Origin of the sequence: Desulfovibrio ferrophilus, from assembly GCF_003966735.1 — a bacterium.
Lineage (GTDB): Bacteria > Desulfobacterota > Desulfovibrionia > Desulfovibrionales > Desulfovibrionaceae > Desulfovibrio_Q > Desulfovibrio_Q ferrophilus.
On sequence record NZ_AP017378.1, the window covers coordinates 506,670 to 523,755 of the forward strand.

Below are 17,086 nucleotides of genomic sequence, written 5' to 3' on the forward strand. Positions count from 1 at the left end.
ATGCGTGCTGGATGGGTTTGGCTGGGTGCGATGGCCCTGTGCGCTTTGGCTACGGTGGCCTGGGCAGGTCCCTACACGGACTCGGCCCATGGTGATGCCGGCTTCGGAGTGCTGCGCTCCTCCGTGACGCAATACACTCGTGGGCATTGCGGACATTGCCATGAGCAGCACGCCAGCATTGCAGGCAGTGAACCCAGCCCCTCCGGTGGCCCGGATGCCTATCTGCTATATGAGACCAACCATGTCAGCCAGACCGAGAATTTCTGTTTCACCTGCCATACGGGGGCCGGTGGAAACCAGGTGGGTGGCATCTCCATCAATCGGAGCTACACATACAATTTCGGAGGGGATACAACTCCCGGCAGCTATGATTCGGATATTGCTGCGGCGTTTTCGCACACCATGTCTGGGTCCTCGCACCATCTGGATAGCATTGTCAGTCAGGTGCTGGGCAAGACCATGTACGATGCCGACAATATCCCCTGGTCATTGCCTGCGGATATCAACCCCTGTGATGCCTGCCATAATCCACATCTGGTCAAGCGCAATTATCCGGTGGATATCTCTGGTGGCCTGTTGGGAACAGCAGTCACCCGGCCTTCCGATCCGGATAACCTGTGGGGGGATGACAGTTCGGAGCGTGCCAGCGCTGTGGGATGGTATCAGGCTCCGTATTGGTTTGGCAGGACGGACAGGTATGAGCCTGACAACGACACCGTGCAGGATGGCAGTAATTTGCCTGATTATAATCGCCTCTGCACCGATTGTCATAACGATTACAATACGATTTACAGTGAAAACCCCATGCTGCCCGATGGCCCCAGGAACCTGCGCAAGATCAATTGGACGGCGACTAGTGGTGCCGTTACCGCTGATGCCCATGGTGTAGTGGCCGGATCACCCCGCAAGTTGCAAATGCCGTATTCTGCAGTGGGAGGGAACATTATCCTGGGATGTCTGGATTGCCACGAACCCCACGGAACGCCTTATAATATTTACCTGCTCAGATCCTCGGTCAACGGCAAGGCCGTTCATGTAACAGACGAAACCGATACTGCGTGGCTCAGCTTCTGTCAGAACTCCTGTCATGGCAGAAAACACGACTGGAAGGTTGGTTGTGCGGGCTGTCATTATCACGGTGCGGCGAGGGGAGGCTTCTAGCCTCAAGTTTGTTGCCACGGCTTTCTTCTGCCGAAGATGTCGATTTTTGTGGGGCGTTGCCGGCAGCGGATATAAGAATGAGTGATCTCCTGTAAGGGCTTGAGACACGGCGCTGCCCAAAGGTGCTCCTCCCAGCCGAATGCCCGTATGTACTGGAGGAAAAGGACTGTTTTTCCTGTATGGAGAAAGGACGATTGGGTGTCATGCCCCGCTACTGGATTTCTTAATGGTTTCGGGTGTAGGTTTGTGCAAACCCGTCTGACATGAGCGGGCGGGGGAGGAGGCATGCAACAGTCTTCCCTTGTTTTGGTGGCCTTTGGTTCCAGTCTGGAAACGGGTGGCAACTGGCTTACGCTGGAGCGTAGGATACAGACGTATTCCAATGGGTGTGCTCTGAATATTTTGCCTCAGTTGGCATCTTTTGCAGGGCTTGGGGCATCCGAGGTCAGGAGCGTATATTGCCCAGGATTCACCCTGGAGGTGCGTGGCGGCAAGGCCCGGTTCGGACGGATGTTTTCATTGCCTCATGAGTTGCGAGGGCAAGGGCTGGGCACCTATCTACTTTGCGGATTGGTGCGCGAAGCTGTGGGGTTTGGATTTGGGAATCTACCTGTGCATGGACTGCATCTGATCAAGCAGCAGGATACCCCGCTGCGAAATGCCTTCTATCGATCCATGGGATTTACTCTGACATTGTACCGCGATGGCTCGGGCTGGGCCCGTGCTCCGCGTTTGGATGTTTTGCGCATGCACCATGATCCGGCCAAGGTGCGTGAATTGAACGTGCAGGCTCCTTTGGGAATACTCTGAAGTAGTCGTGTTTTTTTGTAAGTTGCTTCATAAGGCTGTGTATATCTACTTGACGATTTCTGGGTTAACAGGCACAACTCTCCGACTTGCGATGTTGCTTTAAACATAGGAGATTTTTTGTGCTTAACAGGGTTGTTTTTCTTTTAGCGCTTGTGATGATTCTGGGGACAGGATGTGCCACTCATAAAGTGAAGGATGTTCCGGTTAAAAAACTGAGCGACTACAGCTGTTATACCTGCGATAACGATATTGAAGTCGCAATCGATGTGTATGCAGAGACTGAAAAAACAAAACAGGCTTTTTATGCCGATTTGAATAGTAAGCAGTTTTATCCCATTCATATTCTGCTGAAGAATAATACGAACGGTCGATTGTTTGTGTTGAGGGACGGAATTGTATTGAATGATCCAGTCGGCACTGAGTTTAAACATACCAGATCAGCTGCAATGTATGAGGATTTTGAGCATAACAAGATGGCTTATGCGCTGCTGGGGTTCGGTATTTTTAGCTATATGTCAGCCGAGGATGCCAACAATAAAATGAAAGCTGATTGGAGTGAAAAAGAGTTTCCTGATGAAATGATTATTAACTCTGGGCGTGTGAATAGTGGTTTTGCTTATTTGAAACTGCCTGAAGGGGTTAGGCCTGAGGGTAAAACTCTTTCCATTGATGTCGAAGACATGGAGAGCCATGAACGACGGACGGTTGTTGTGCAGCTTTAAAAAATTACCGACGATGTTTTGAAGTGTTGGGTTTATAAAGGGCGACTTTTATGGTCGCCCTTTATATTTTTGATGCTGTCGCCTGATGTCGGGGCAGGGTGGCAGGGCTTGCCGGGGCAATGCCCGCGGTGTACATCCTTCGCGCCTGAGCCAGAATATGAACCTTGCAGGAGCAATGCCATGGAAGTCGTCCTATACGAGCCGGAAATTCCCCCCAATACCGGGAATGTTGCGCGGTTGTGCGCTGCCATGGGGATTCGTCTGAACCTTGTGGAGCCTTTGGGGTTCAGCCTGGAAGACAAGTATCTCAAGCGTGCGGGTTTGGATTACTGGCAGCATGTGGACGTCAAGGTTCACAAGGATTGGGAAGCCCTGCTCGATCATGCGGACGGCAGGCGATTGATTCTTTCCAGCGCCAGGCGGGGTGAAACCTGTGGGCAGTTTGGTTTCGAAACTGATGATATGTTGGTTCTTGGGCCGGAAACACGAGGATTGCCTGCGAAATTCTTCGAGGCATATCCGCATCATGTCAGGATACCTCTGCGTCATGGGTTGCGTAGTATCAATATGTCCACTGCCGCGGGCATCCTGTTGTTCGAGGCCCTGAGGGTTTCAGGTGGGCTGCCCGAATAGGACACACGCCTGGGCAGACATTGCCGAGCGTAAAAATACGATGCCTTTCCTTCCTGTTTGACGCCCTAGGCGTCTCTCCTTTTATTTCTTGCCCGTTCCAGACATGTGACCCCGGTTGAATAATCGTGGGCAGGTCTGTTCCTGTGGTCACGTGAACTGCTTGGTGTAGCCGGAATTTTATAGGGTAAATCTAGAACTGACAGGCGATATGTGGTATTTGGCAAGACTGAAGGCTCGTATTGTTTCTATGGCCGGAATGGGAACCTGGGCAGAGGATCGGAAACCAGAAATATCGAGATCATGTCATTCCTCCCCCTAGCGGTTCAACCGGCTGGAACCTCAGAATAAGGAGACCAGCCATGTCAGAGAAGAAAAAAACGATGACAGGTGCTTTTGGCGTGCCTGTGGGCAATGATCTGAACAGCAAGACCGCAGGTCCGAGGGGACCGGTACTCATGGAGGATGTTCATCTTCTGGAGAAGTTGTCGCATTTTGACCGTGAGCGTATTCCCGAACGGGTGGTTCATGCCAAAGGGGCTGGGGCCTATGGCGAATTCGAAGTCACAGCCGATGTGAGCAAATATACCTGCGCCAAGTTTCTCTCCCGAGTGGGCAAGAAGACCGACGTTTTCGTCCGGTTCTCCACGGTGGGTGGCGAGATGGGCTCGGCCGATGCCGAACGCGATCCGCGTGGGTTTGCCGTGAAGTTCTATACCGAGGAAGGCAACTACGACATGACCGGCAACAACACGCCGGTATTCTTCATCCGTGACCCGCTGAAGTTCCCGGATTTCATCCATACCCAGAAGCGGAACCCGCAGACCAACCTGAAGGACCCCGACATGTTCTGGGATTTTCTTTCCCTGACGCCGGAGTCCATGCATCAGGTGACAGTGCTGTTCTCGGACAGAGGTACGCCGGCTACCTATCGCCATATGAATGGCTACAGCAGTCACACCTACAAGTGGTACAACGCCAAGGGGGAATACTTCTGGGTGCAGTACCATTTCAAGACGGACCAGGGCATCAGGAACTTCACGGGGCAGGAGGCTACGGCCATGTGTGCCAAGGACCCTGATCATGCGACCCGTGATCTGTTCGAGTCCATCGAGCGTGGCGAGTATCCGTCATGGACTCTGGAAATGCAGATTCTGATTCCGGAACAGGCCCGTGATTTCAAGTGGGATATTTTTGACATCACCAAGGTCTGGCCGCATGCCGAGGTCCCGCCCATCGAGGTGGGCAAGCTGACGCTCAATCGTAACCCGGTAAACTACTTCGCCGAGGTGGAACAGGCCGCCTTCAACCCCAGCAACTTCGTGCCGGGCATTGCCGCGTCTCCGGACAAGATGCTCCAGGGGCGTTTATTCTCCTACCACGACACCCATTTGCACCGTCTGGGGCCTAACTATCACCTCATTCCGGTCAACCAGCCCAAGCATGCCCCGGAGGTTAGCTACCAGCGCGCCGGAGCCATGCGTACCGACGATGGCGGTGGGTCCGGCCCCAACTATTGGCCGAACAGCATGGGCGCCCCCGGACCGGATGCTACGTTTGATGAACCACCGATTCCTCTGGATGGGGACGGTGGACGGCATGAATACGCACACCCCAATGATGATTTCGTACAGCCGGGTAATCTGTTTAGGGAGGTCATGACCTCCCAGGATCGTGCGAATCTGATTGGGAATATTGTCGGCCACCTGGGTGGGGCGCAAAAACGCTTGCAACTTCGTCAGACAGCGCTGTTTTATATGGCTGACTCCGAATACGGAGCGGGTGTTGCCAAGGGCCTGGGGCTGAATCTGGACGAAGTTCGGTCATTGGCCGGGATGAGTCAGGAAGATCGGGTCAAGGCCACAGCCCGCTAGGTACGCTTCGCAAGCTGCCGTTGTTGTGGGTAGAGATAGACAATGAAAGCCCCCCGGTTCCAGATGGAATCGGGGGGCTTGTTACTCAGCGATTAAGCCATGACCGCGTTCTTGGCGTCGCGGACATTCTTGGCTTTTTGTATGGCGTAAACCAGGAAAACAACGGCTACGCCAATGATGTTGTAGATGTGATGGGAATGGTAGCAGAGGAAGGTTCCCAAAGCAAAGATGAGCCATTCGATCAGAGTGGTTCTGCGGATCAGGTAGCCCATGGTCAGCGCCGAGAAGGCCAGGGTGCCGACGATGGCACTACCGAAGGCCATGACGATCTCCGTGGTGCTTCCATACAGCAGCATGGCTGGTTCGTAGGCGAACAGGAACGGAACCACATAGAGCAGCTTGGCAAACTTGAATGCAGTCCAGCCGGTCTTCCAGGGGTCTGCCCCTGCAATGGCTGCTCCTGCGTATGCCGCCACACAGACCGGCGGGGTGATGTTTGAATCCTGGCTGAACCAGTAGACGATCATGTGCGAGGCGATGAGCATGGAGGCTTCGGTGTGCCCAATGATCCCGGCGTCGGTGATGATCCCGGTCAGCGCCGAGACTGCCAATGAAGCGGTGATCAGGTAGCTGGCCGTGACCGGAACACCCATGCCGAGCACCAGTGAAGCCAGTCCGATGAGCAGGATGGTCATGGGCAGGTGTGCCCAGACCGGAGCCATCTGCGCCAGTTGGATGATGATGTTTGAGAACTTCAGGCCGATGCCCGTCAGGCCGATGGTGCCCACAATGATGCCGATAACGCCGACGGTGGCTCCAATGACCAGCGTGGCGCGAGCCCCAGCTGTGGTGGCTTCCCAGATTTCCTTGGGGCCCATGCGGTATTGGGGATCAAACCAGCTGATGGCGATGCAGCCGATGGTAGCCCAAAAGGCACTCATGCCCGGGGAGAAACCCATGAGCATCAGCGCGACAATGATGATCAGTGGCATGGATTTGTACCAGTGGCGTTTGAACACGACCATGGCCGGTTCGAATTCGTCATCCACCAGCCCTTGGATGTTATGCTTCTTGGCTTCGAAGTGGATCATGGAGAGAACGCTGAAGAAATATAGCGCGGCCGGGAAAATGGCCATCTTCATGATCTCTACATAGGGAATGTTGGTCAGTTCGGCCATCAGGAAGCCACCCGCGCCCATGATCGGCGGCATGAACATCCCGCCGATGGAGGCCGAAGGTTCGATGGCTCCGGCCACATGCGGTTTGAACCCCGCCCGTTTCATGAGAGGAATGGTGAATGCGCCTGTGGAGACCGTGTTGGCAATGGCCGAGCCAGAGACCGAACCAAAGAAGGCCGAAGCGATAACCGCAACCTTGGCCGGTCCGCCGACGGTCTTGCCGGCCAGGGCCAGGGGCCAGTCGATGAAGAACTTGCCCACTCCTGATTTTTGCAGGAAGGCTCCGAAGAAGATGAACAGGATGACGTAGGTGACCAGCACACTGGCCATGACACCAAACACACCGTCTTGTTCCATGAACAGGGTGACGGACAATCTGTCCAGCGAGAATCCCCGATGCGCGAATAGATCGGGAAATATGCGACCATAGAGGCCGTAGATCAGGAAAAAGATACCAACCAGGGTCATGGACCAGCCCAGCACACGCCTGGAGACTTCCAGCGAGAGCAGGATCCCGATCAGGGAAATGTAGATGTCAGCCTGCGATTCGTTACCGGAACGGTAGTTGAAGGCTTCGAATTCCATCATGAAATAGCCCACGCATCCCAAGGATACCAGACATAGCGCGATATCAATTATCGTGGGGCGGGAACTGCTGGATCGTTTGGTCATGGGGAACGACAGGAAGACCATGATGTAGGTCAGAAGCACATAGACACCTCGGTTGTACTGGGTGTCGATGGGCAGGCCTGCCACGGAAAAGAAGTAGAAGACGACCATGAAGGCGCCAAGGAGTGAAACAATCAAGTGCCAGGGCCCGGTCAGCTTGCGACCGGTCTTGGCCTCCTTGGCCATGATTTTGCGCAGGGCTTCCTGCTTATCCTTACTGAGTTCACCCAGCTCGTCGGTGTTCAGCTTCTGGTTGTCGGACATGGAGGCTCCGGTGTCGGGCAGAGGTGAAGGAAATATCGAGCACGAGCACTGTTACGGCGGGAGTGAAGTTGCCTCCACTCCCGCCGGACAGTATCAATCGTCCCGGTCGGGCAGGTTACCCGGCCGCTGGGTTTTATTTACTACTTGATGTCGGGAACGTTCAGGCCGTTTTCCTTCCAGAATTTCGCGGCTCCCGGAGCAACAGGAACCGAAACACCCTTCAGCCCGTCGGGGATGTTCATGGACTTGGCAGTCTTCTTGGCGGCGACCATGTGCTTCAGACCTTCGGGAGTGTAGATGGCCTTGATGGCTTTGTAGACCATCTCGTCATCGACATTAGCATTGGTGCACCAGTAAGCGGCATCCTGGAAGCTCTTGGTGGGCATGTCCTGACCGCGGTAAGTGCCTGCCGGAATTTCCATGGGCGAATAGAAAGGATATTCCTTGTAGAAGCCATACTTTTCGGCATCTGCACCAACGTCGACCAACTGAATGTCGTCGCGTGCTGCGGCCTCAATGACTGAGGAGTTGGGATAGCCAACGAAGACCCAGAAGGCATCCAGCTTGCCGTCGTTGAACGCAGCAGCAGCGGCGGAGTAGCCCATGTTCTGGCGTTGGATTTTGTCCCAGAGGCCCAGATGGGTGAAGAATCGTTCGGCGGCCGCGGCGGCGCCCGAGCCTGCGTTACCTACGGCGACGCGCTTGCCCTCAAGCTGCATGGCGGAGGTGATGCCATCTTTTTTCTTTACGACCAGGTGAGCAGGTGCACCGTACAGGAAGGCCATGGCGCGGACTTTGTCGTATTTGGTGGCATCCTGAGGCAGGCGGCCATGGCGGCCAAGGAAGGCATCGCCGGAATAGACGATGCCGAAATCTACATCACCTTTATTCAGACGCTTCAGGTTGGCTGTTGATCCGCCGGAGCCTTCCGAAGAAACCTCAATGTCAGCATAGGTGTTGGTGATGTAACTTGCCATGGCGTTGGCGAAGTAGTTGAATGTGCCTCCAACCGGCCCGCCGCCATAAGCAAGATAGCTCTTTGCGAAGGCGGGTGCAGAACAGGAAAGCGCTATGGCAAGCGCTGCGACAACCAGTAAATTTCTTTTCAACCCACGTAACATACCCAGTTCTCCTTGTATCGCTGTTATTACACTCCTAGCATCAAACCAAGCCACATCCCTACAAGAGCTGTCAAGACACGATCATGTTTGTGAAAAATATTGCAAGCGCAACGGTCTATGATCTTTTTTGGGTGAGCTCTTTGATCATCAGTCATCTTCCACATGCCCTATTCATTAAATCAGGGACCACGAAATTTCCGTCAACGATTGGAATTCGTCTGTGAGTGGCGGGATTTCTCTGGGGCTGGTTGCGGGGGAGCGCGAGGCGGGGTACAGGTGCGGCTGGCTGTTGCCACAAGGTTCACCATTCATCATCGGGGTTGCTCGTGATTACTGAGGGGTATGCGTTTCTCCTGCCATTGTTGGCTCTTGGAGCAGATTTGATCGTGGGCGATCCGCATGGATGGCCGCATCCTGTGCGTTGGCTGGGTCGTGCCGCCAATGTGTTGGAGGCCTGGGCGCGAGGTTCAGGGCGTGGACTGCGATGGCGTGGGGTCCTGTGTGCCTGGACACTGGCTCTGGGGGCCGGAGCGGCGGTTCTGCTCATTGTTTCGATGCCGCTGTTTGGGGGGCTGGTTGCCCTGTACCTGGCCTATGCCGGGTTGGCTCTGGGGGCGCTCCTGAGTGAGGGGCGCAAAGTTCTGGTTCTGGTTGAATCTGGTGATCTGAGTCAGGCCCGTGAGGCGGTGGGCATGCTGGTCAGTCGCGATACCGCCGGGATGAACGAGGATGAAGTCCGGCGTGCCCTGGCGGAAACACTGTCCGAGAATTTGTGCGATGGGCTGGTTGCCCCTTTCTTTTATCTCGTGCTGTTGGGGCCGGCAGGACTTTGGGCCTATAAGGCCATCAGCACTCTGGACTCCATGTGGGGCTATCGCACCGAGAAGTGGCGAGAACTCGGCTGGGCTGCGGCCCGGACAGATGATGTTTTGGCCTATGTTCCGGCGCGACTGACGGCTGTGGCTCTTGTCCTTGGTGGTTGGGCGATGTCTGGTCGTTTGGCACCTCTGGCCAAGGTGTGTGGCGATGCCCGGCGCATGGAAAGCCCCAATGCCGGTTGGCCCATGGCTGCTGCTGCTTGGGCGGTTCAGGCGACCATGGGAGGGCGGACTTTGTACTTTGGTGCCCCCAAGGACAAGCCTGTGCTGGGTCCTGAAGGACAGCCCTGGACTCAGGCGAAGTTGCGCGTGCTGCTTCGTTTGATCTCTGTTTCGGGCGTGGGCTGTGCTTTGGCGTTATGGCTTGGGGGTTGGCTGCTTTTCTAGTACCATGGGCCTGCTGTTGACAGCGCGGCATGGGGGCAATACATCGAAGACGCCCCGGGTGGGCATACCCCATCCTTATTCAATTCCATTCACTAAGGGACCGAGGACTATCGAAGATGCAGGAATTCGACGAATACCCCGAATTTGCTTATCTCACCAATGTTGAAGGTTTTTTAATACCCATTGCCCATATCAAAGCCATTGGCTGGGTGGAAAAGACTTTTCCGCATCCCGAGGAACCCTATGAAGGGGACCAGTGGTATTTCCGGGTGCATATGAGCCAGCCCATAGGTGATATGGGAGACGGTGTGGCGCGGGATCTTGCGGCTTTTTTCCCCTCTGAGGAGGAAGCCGAGGCTGCCCGGATGCGCTTGGCCGAGCGGGTTAATGATTTTTACAAGAATCAATTCGTCAACTCCATGTTTGGCGGAAAACTGCACTAACCTTTGCCGCCTCTTTTTTGCCCCTTCTTTTGGGTGTAAAAAATCTATTTTGTATTTCATAGTGTTTCGGCTCGTGTGTATTGCGCGAGCCGTTTCTTTATGGTGATTTGTTTTTGGTTATCTTTTGTATTGTAATGCTGTGTGTTCGTGCTGTTTTTAAGTCTGGAAATCTTTTTTTTTGAAAAAAATTGAGTCAATAACATGGGTGCTTGCGATTGTTTTATCTGTAGAGTATGTATTTTCAAGTTTGATGATGCAGTTGTGAATTTGCAGAATGCATATAGGGGGATGGATGGGTAAGCCGGGAGACAGCGATTTCGACATGATCGAAGAGCCGCTGGATGGGCATGGCCACTTTGTGGCCGCGAAGATGGATTTGGAATGTGGTGCTGAAGGATCGTTGTTAAGCATGCCTTCGTATGATCTGCTTCCTGATCCCGTCCTGGCCTTTGAGATGCTTGCTGACGGCTTGCCCGGCAAGATTCTCTTTGCCAATCAGATTTTTCTCGAACGAATGGGCTATGATGCCAAAACTCTTGCCCTGACCCCTCCCGTCGCTTTGCACCATCAGAGCCGTTACCCCTTTTTCGAGCAGGGAGTCCGAGACCTTCAGGCCATGGGTACACTGACGGCAGAGACGTTGCTTCTGTCAGCTTCCGGCCGGGAAATCTCCATGGAAGTCAATGCGCGCTACGTTCAGTTGAATGGCAGGCCTGCTTCTCTGGTGGTCTATCGCGATCTCTCTCGCCGAAAGATGGTCGAGCAGGCATTGCAAACGGCTCGCCTCAATTACCAGCGAATTTTTGATATGGCGGTTCAGGGTGTATTTCAGAGCACTCTGGGAGGCCGTTTTATCAAAGTGAATCCAGCGATGGCGCGCATGTTGGGCTATGCCTCGCCCGAAGAGCTTGTGCTGACTATCAAAGACATGAGGTTTGATCTCTATGCCAGCCCAGAAGACAGGGAAAGGTATTTGGACATCCTGCGTTCGTCAGGCGAGGTCGAGCGTTTTGAGACTCGCTTCAAATGTAAGAACGGTAGCGAAATCTGGGTCTCACTCAGCACTCGATTGATCAGTGGTGATACGGCTCTGGATTCCTTCATAGAGGGTTTTTGCATCGAGATTACCGAACGGAAAGAGGCCGAAGAGGCCCTGCGTGAATCCGAGGCCCTGCACCGGGTGATGCTCATGAGTTTGTCGGATACGGTTTGTATCAGCGATGAGGCTGGCCGGTTCACTTACATCTCCCCCAATACCGAGCGGTTGTTCGGTTTGTCTCCCGAGGAGGTTGGCAATCTTGGGACTGTGCAGGCCCTGCTTGGCGGGTTGTTGATCGAAACCAGCGAGTTGGATGAGCGTGGTGAGGTTCCCAACGTTGAAGTCGAGGTTCCAGTCGGGGAGCATCGGCGGACGCTGCTGGTTACGGTCAAGCGCGTGGACATTTGTGGGGGCACACGGCTTTATGCATGCCGTGACGTCACGGAAAACAAGGAACTCCATGCCGAAGCCATGAGAGCGGCGCATCTGGCGTCTCTTGGTGAATTGGCTGCGGGTGTTGCCCATGAGATCAACAATCCCATCAACGGCATTGTGCTTTGGGCTGAATATTTACAGGACGAAGCCCCTGACCTGGGGGACGCAGAAGATGCTCCTGAGCGGATTCTCAAGCAAGGTGAACGGGTTGCAGCCATTGTGCGTAATCTGCTGTCCTTTGCTCGCAAGCCCGATGATGAGGCTGGCCCTGTGGACGTTCGGGAGATTCTCGAGGATTCACTGGGGCTGACCCGGGCCAGGATGGAGAAGGATGGCATTATTCTCGAGTTGTATGCCAAGAGCCCAATGCCTCGGATCAAGGGGCGCGACCAAGAAGTGCAGCAGGTCTTTGTGAATCTTCTGAGTAATGCTCGTGACGCCCTGAATGCTCGGTATGCCGAGCGGCACCCGGCGAAAAGGTTGGCCATCAGCCTGAAGGCCATTGAGCGTGACGGCGTAAGCTATGTGCGCGCCACTTTCACTGATTTCGGGATCGGGATTCCCAGCAGAGACAAGGAACGGATCTTCAACCCCTTTTATTCCACCAAACCCAAGCATCAAGGTACGGGGTTGGGGCTGTCCACCAGTCATCGCATCATGGCGGACCTGGGTGGACGCCTGGCGATCCACAGCGAAGAGAAGAGCTATACTCGAGCTGTCGTGGAATTTCCCGTCTGGAACGATACCGAGGGTGTTGGAAAATAGCCGTCTACTTTGTTGCTGCGAACAAATCAAAATCTCACGTATTTTCAGATACGCATCGATTTTGTTTTGTCTCTAGCGCCTCACGTCTGACCATTTTTGAATGCCTCGGTTAGGGGGATTCCGCTTGCTTCTGATCATGACCCTTTTTTGTGAGTATTCGATTTGATGTGTATTTACTGAGAATTAGTGCTGCAATATCCAAAATGAAAACGCCCCCGCATCCAATGGACGCGGGGGCGTTGTTGATACTTGTATCGATGGAGTCTAGTCGCCTTCGCGCTCACAGCCCAGGCGTTTGGCAATGCACTTCGAGGCTCGGCGTCCTGCGCCCATGGCCAGAATGACCGTGGCTGCGCCGGTGACGATGTCGCCTCCGGCGAAGACGTTGGGGATGCTGGTTTCGCCGGTTTTTTCATCCACCTGTACATAGCCCCAGTCGTTGAGCTTCAGTTCCGGCTCGTTGGAGATGAGCAGCGGGTTGGCTCGGGTGCCAACGGCGATGATGGCCAGATCGGTGTCCAGCTCGTAGGTCGCGCCTTCCACGGGTACAGGACTGCGGCGTCCCGAAGCATCGGGTTCGCCCAGTTCCATGCGCTGAAGCTTGACGCTGGTCAGGTTGAAGCGGTCATCACCGGAGAAGGCCAGCGGTGCTGCGAGGGTTTCCATGATGACGCCTTCTTCTTCGGCGTGCTCGATTTCCTCGCGGCGGGCTGGCATGTCGGCCACGGTGCGGCGGTAGACGACGCGTACGCTTTCGGCGCCCAGGCGCAACGCGGTGCGTGCGGCATCCATGGCCACGTTGCCGCCGCCGTAGACGGTGACGTTCTTGGCGCGGATGACCGGGGTGTCGTAGTTGGGGAAATCATAGGCCCGGCCCAGATTGACGCGGGTCAGATATTCATTGGAAGTGTACACTCCATTCTGGTTCTCACCAGGAATGTTCAAGAATTTCGGAAGGCCTGCGCCCACTCCAATGAACACGGCCTGATAGCCCCGGTCGAACAGGTCCTGAATGCTGAAGGTCTTGCCACCGACGCTGTTGGTGACAAATTCGACTTCCTGCAGGCCCAGGGCACTGATCTCTTTGGCTACGATGCGGTCCTTGGGCAGCCGGAATTCCGGGATGCCGTAGACCAGCACCCCGCCTACCTCATGCAGGGCCTCGAAAACAGTGACCTTGACCCCGCGCGAGGACAGATATCCCGCCACGGTCAGGGAGGATGGGCCGGAGCCGATGCAGGCCACACGCTTGCTGGGGTCCACGGGGACGCAGTCGCGCCGGCCGGTGAGCAGGTCACAGGCGTCGATATGCACGTACTGATCAGCGGCGAAGCGTTCCAGGCGGCCAATGGCGATGGGCTGATCCTTCTTGTTCAGGATGCAGGCCCCTTCGCATTGGTTCTCCTGCGGGCAGACACGCCCACAGATGGCGGGCAGGCTGTTGGTGGTCTTGATGGTCTCATAGGCCAGTCCCACGTTGCCTTCGGCCAGATGCGCGATGAACTGCGGGATGGGCACTTCCACCGGGCAGCCCTTGACGCACAGGGGCTTTTTGCATTGCAGGCAACGGCGCGCTTCGTTGACGGCCAGTTCGTAGGTGTAGCCCAGGGCCACTTCCTCGAAATTCTTGACCCGTTCAGCCGGAGGCTGGTTGGGCATGGGGACGCGCGGGGCCAGGGGCTTCTTTTTTTTCTTGATTGGTTCAGTCATCGCACTTGCACTTGCAGTAATGATCGTGAGCCGCCTGCTCCATGGTCTTGAAGGCCGCGAGGCGGTTGGAAAGTTCCGTGAAGTCAACTTCGTGCCCATCGAACTCGGGTCCGTCCACGCAGGCAAAACGAGTGTCGCCAGCCACAGTCACCCGGCAGGCGCCACACATGCCGATGCCATCCAGCATGATGGAGTTCAGGCTCACTGTAGTTTTTACCTCGAAAGGCCGGGTGGTTTCCGCCACCGCAGCCATCATGGGCACGGGACCCACCGCGACGACTTCACCGATGTCACTCTCGTTTTCCAGGTAGTCTTGCAGGACACCGGTGACGAAGCCCTGGACCCCAGCACTACCGTCGTTGGTCGCAATGAGTACTTTGTCGCAGAACTGGCCCAACTCACGCTCGAACAGCAGCAGATCCTTGCTGCGTGCGCCAATGACCGCCACAACCTTGTTGCCTGCCCGGTGGTGCCCTTTGGCGATATGGTGCATGGCGGCAACTCCAGTGCCTCCGCCCACGCAGACCACGGTTCCCGCTTCGGTGGAGATATGGGTGGGCTTACCCAACGGGCCACACAGGTCGAGGATTTCGTCACCCTTGTCCAGCTCATCTAGCATGGCTGTGGACTTGCCCATGACAAGATAGACCATGGTGATGGTACCGGCTTCGGGGTCTGTGTCCGCAATGGTCAGGGGGATGCGCTCTCCCTTTTCGGCGATGCGCAGGATAACGAAGTTTCCGGGCTTGGCCTTGAGGGCGATCTGTGGGGCGCTAACGACCAGCTTACTGGTCTGGCCGGGAATGAGCTGTTCCTTATCCAGGATGGTGAAGGTCTTGTCGGCGTTCATGCGGGTAATGTCCCAGGCAGAAGTTCGTGTCGGGCTCGGCCAGTGGAATGCCGCTCGGAGCTGGGCATTTTCTTTGGCGTAACAGTTCGTTGCGGGCGCAGTATGCGACATGCAGCGGGGGGGATAAACCACCTCGGGTGGCATCTCCGTCTCTATCCATGAATGAAAAGCAGCACGTTCCTTCCCAAATAGGAGGACTTAGGTCAAGTTTCGTATCTTTGGCGTAGGTTTGGCAGTGATATGAAAACGGCCACCCTCGGGGAGGATGGCCGTCTGTTTTGCTGTGTGGCGGGGCTGGTGTCCGGCTAGAACTTCAAGATGGTGGATTTCTCGGGTCGTCCGCTTTTGGCAGCAGGGAAGAACCCGGAACGGGTGTCAGCAAGTTCTTCGAAGTATTGGCGACGAGCTTCGGGGACCATGGCGGTGTTGTAGAAGCCCAGCTTGCGTTCGCCCGAGGTGGTATTGCGCTTGATCTTGATTTTGATGTTGCCGTCGATCCAGAGGTAGACCTTGTTATCACCTTCGAGCTTGATGACCGGGTTGCCGTAGTTAGCCATGATCTGGTCCATGGCAGTGTTGTAGCCTTCCGTTGTTTCGGGATGGAAGAACACGGCGTACAGGCCTTTTTCGCTGAATCCGAATACGGCTTCGCTGGCGCGTACTCCTTGGACCAGTTCCAGGTTCAACGGAGCTTTGTGGAACTCCAGCAGTGGAGTGGTGGCGATTCGCGTGAAGCCTTTCAGTTCCGTGGGCTGCGTCCCCCAGGGGATTCCGCAGACACTTCCGGTGCAGTCCAGCGCAAGGGCGGACCCGACCAGCAGTAGCGTCAGGGCAAGGGTGGAAAGAAGAACTCTATGCATGAACATACCTCGCTGTCATTTCAGCCATTATAGCGTGCGAGATGTGAGGTGTCCATGGGGAGGGAGTGTTTGCCACCCGTGCTGTGACTGTCGCCTTTGTCATGGCTATTCTGTGTGGTCATCCGATGGCTGTGCAAAGAGGGAAGTGGCCGGTTCGTTCTAGAATCTGTACTCCACTGATAATCCTGACATCCACGAATAGTGTTCGATGCCAGCCCCGGTGTCGAATTCTTCATAGCCACCAGGGGCGTTCATCTGGGTGTCTCCTTTGGTGCGTTCATACTGTTGGGCGTCAATGTTCAGGGAGACGGAAAAATTGTCGTTAATAAGGTAAGAAATCTCCGCCCCGTAAGTGACGTAGGCAATGTGATTGAAATAATCCTTGAATACCGTTTTTGTATTGACGTGATGGTCTTCGTCCTTGGCCCAGGCCCATTTGCTTGCGGCGATGCGCCCGCTGACAAGAAAGTCTCGATAACGATAGTCCAATTGCTCTGGATGGTATTTTTTATTATTCAAAAAGGTGACTATGACAGTTAACCCTCTGAGGATCGGAATGAAAAAAACGATGTTATTGGCTTTAGGGCTTGTCTGTATTTTTAGTTCTTATGCGCTTGCTGCCAATAATACTATTCGCATCAGCACATCTTATGAATCGCTTTTGTCCACACCTGGACAGACAGGTATGCTGGATCAGATTCTCAAGGAAGCCTTTCGGCGAATCGGCGTCGAAGCCGAAATCGTTTTCACACCCAATGAACGATCCTTGGTGGCTGTCAATGATGGAATGCTTGATGGCGAAATAAATCGCATAGCTGGCATGGAGAAAACCTACCCTAACTTGGTCCAGGTCCCTGAATCCAACATGACGATGCACTTTGTTGCTTTTGCCACGAGAGATATTCCCATCTCCGGCTGGGAGAGTCTTCGTTCTTTGAGGGTGGGGATTGAAAATGGATGGAAGATATTGGAACGCAACACCGAGGGCTTCCCCCATCTAACTCGCCTCATGAATGCAAGCCATTTGTTTAGCATGCTGCACAGGGACAGGCTCGATGTTGTTTTGTATTCAAAGTTAGGGGGGTATGAATTGGTTCGCTCTTTGAGGTGTGATCATGTTCACCATCTCGATCCTCCCTTAGAAAGTAGAGAGATGTTTTTATATGTCCACAAGGCTCATCAATGGCTAGCAGTGCCTGTGGCCGAGGCCTTGCGGGAGATGAAGCGTGATGGGACTTATGATCGAATCGTTCGCAATACGACTGGATATCTGCGTTAGCACCGGAGGCC

15 protein-coding genes are annotated in these 17,086 nt (G+C 54.8%); 9 read left to right on the top strand and 6 right to left on the bottom strand.

Translation table 11 applies throughout. The features are described from left to right. From EL361_RS02335 to EL361_RS02355, 5 genes are all read left to right on the top strand, one after another. Positions 1–1,161 carry a hypothetical protein gene (locus EL361_RS02335; RefSeq protein ID WP_126376192.1) on the top strand — a complete coding sequence of 387 codons (1,161 nt, stop codon included), beginning with the start codon at positions 1–3 and terminating at the stop codon, positions 1,159–1,161. 285 nt (positions 1,162–1,446) lie between these two features. Next, on the top strand, positions 1,447–1,971 hold the full coding sequence (locus EL361_RS02340; protein WP_126376194.1) for a GNAT family N-acetyltransferase: 525 nt from the start codon (positions 1,447–1,449) through the stop codon (positions 1,969–1,971). Between the two features lie 119 nt (positions 1,972–2,090). Further along, on the top strand, positions 2,091–2,693 hold the full coding sequence (locus tag EL361_RS02345) for a hypothetical protein (RefSeq protein WP_126376197.1): 603 nt from the start codon (positions 2,091–2,093) through the stop codon (positions 2,691–2,693). A 180-nt stretch (positions 2,694–2,873) separates the two neighbouring features. Then, complete coding sequence (locus EL361_RS02350; protein WP_126376199.1) at positions 2,874–3,326, top strand: tRNA (cytidine(34)-2'-O)-methyltransferase; 453 nt, start codon at positions 2,874–2,876, stop codon at positions 3,324–3,326. 359 nt (positions 3,327–3,685) lie between these two features. Continuing rightward, the gene (locus EL361_RS02355; RefSeq protein WP_126376202.1) at positions 3,686–5,197 is read left to right on the top strand and encodes a catalase; all 1,512 of its coding nucleotides are present in this window, start codon (positions 3,686–3,688) and stop codon (positions 5,195–5,197) included. Between the two features lie 92 nt (positions 5,198–5,289). Here EL361_RS02355 and EL361_RS02360 read toward each other — a convergent pair whose 3' ends face one another. Together EL361_RS02360 and EL361_RS02365 are read right to left on the bottom strand one after the other, a co-directional pair. Beyond that, entirely contained in the window at positions 5,290–7,308 is a 2,019-nt protein-coding gene (locus tag EL361_RS02360; protein WP_126376204.1) for a TRAP transporter permease, read from the bottom strand. 140 nt (positions 7,309–7,448) lie between these two features. Further along, positions 7,449–8,429, bottom strand: a complete 981-nt coding sequence (locus EL361_RS02365) for a TAXI family TRAP transporter solute-binding subunit (protein ID WP_126376207.1) — start codon at positions 8,427–8,429, stop codon at positions 7,449–7,451. 386 nt (positions 8,430–8,815) lie between these two features. Here EL361_RS02365 and cbiB point away from each other — a divergent pair, with 386 nt between their 5' ends. The 3 genes from cbiB to EL361_RS02380 all read left to right on the top strand — a co-directional run bounded on the left by cbiB (position 8,816) and on the right by EL361_RS02380 (position 12,376). Then, entirely contained in the window at positions 8,816–9,694 is an 879-nt protein-coding gene (cbiB, locus tag EL361_RS02370) for an adenosylcobinamide-phosphate synthase CbiB (RefSeq protein ID WP_232034854.1), read from the top strand. Positions 9,695–9,810: 116 nt separating this feature from the next. Beyond that, positions 9,811–10,137, top strand: a complete 327-nt coding sequence (locus tag EL361_RS02375) for a hypothetical protein (RefSeq protein ID WP_126376210.1) — start codon at positions 9,811–9,813, stop codon at positions 10,135–10,137. Between the two features lie 292 nt (positions 10,138–10,429). After that, the gene (locus EL361_RS02380; RefSeq protein ID WP_172961595.1) at positions 10,430–12,376 is read left to right on the top strand and encodes a sensor histidine kinase; all 1,947 of its coding nucleotides are present in this window, start codon (positions 10,430–10,432) and stop codon (positions 12,374–12,376) included. A 264-nt stretch (positions 12,377–12,640) separates the two neighbouring features. On the opposite strand, the gene gltA is transcribed toward EL361_RS02380, so the two are convergent. From gltA to EL361_RS02400, 4 genes are all read right to left on the bottom strand, one after another. Next, positions 12,641–14,086, bottom strand: a complete 1,446-nt coding sequence (gene gltA, locus EL361_RS02385; RefSeq protein ID WP_126376215.1) for an NADPH-dependent glutamate synthase — start codon at positions 14,084–14,086, stop codon at positions 12,641–12,643. After that, positions 14,079–14,936 carry a sulfide/dihydroorotate dehydrogenase-like FAD/NAD-binding protein gene (locus tag EL361_RS02390; protein WP_126376218.1) on the bottom strand — a complete coding sequence of 286 codons (858 nt, stop codon included), beginning with the start codon at positions 14,934–14,936 and terminating at the stop codon, positions 14,079–14,081. The genes gltA and EL361_RS02390 overlap by 8 nt, the downstream gene beginning before the upstream one ends. Positions 14,937–15,241: 305 nt before the next feature. Then, a complete protein-coding gene (locus EL361_RS02395; RefSeq protein WP_126376221.1) occupies positions 15,242–15,796 on the bottom strand; it encodes a hypothetical protein in 555 nt (184 codons plus the stop codon). Between the two features lie 159 nt (positions 15,797–15,955). Then, entirely contained in the window at positions 15,956–16,315 is a 360-nt protein-coding gene (locus EL361_RS02400) for an omptin family outer membrane protease (RefSeq protein ID WP_172961596.1), read from the bottom strand. 37 nt (positions 16,316–16,352) lie between these two features. Here EL361_RS02400 and EL361_RS02405 point away from each other — a divergent pair, with 37 nt between their 5' ends. After that, the gene (locus tag EL361_RS02405; protein WP_172961597.1) at positions 16,353–17,075 is read left to right on the top strand and encodes a substrate-binding periplasmic protein; all 723 of its coding nucleotides are present in this window, start codon (positions 16,353–16,355) and stop codon (positions 17,073–17,075) included. Positions 17,076–17,086 lie beyond the last annotated feature (11 nt).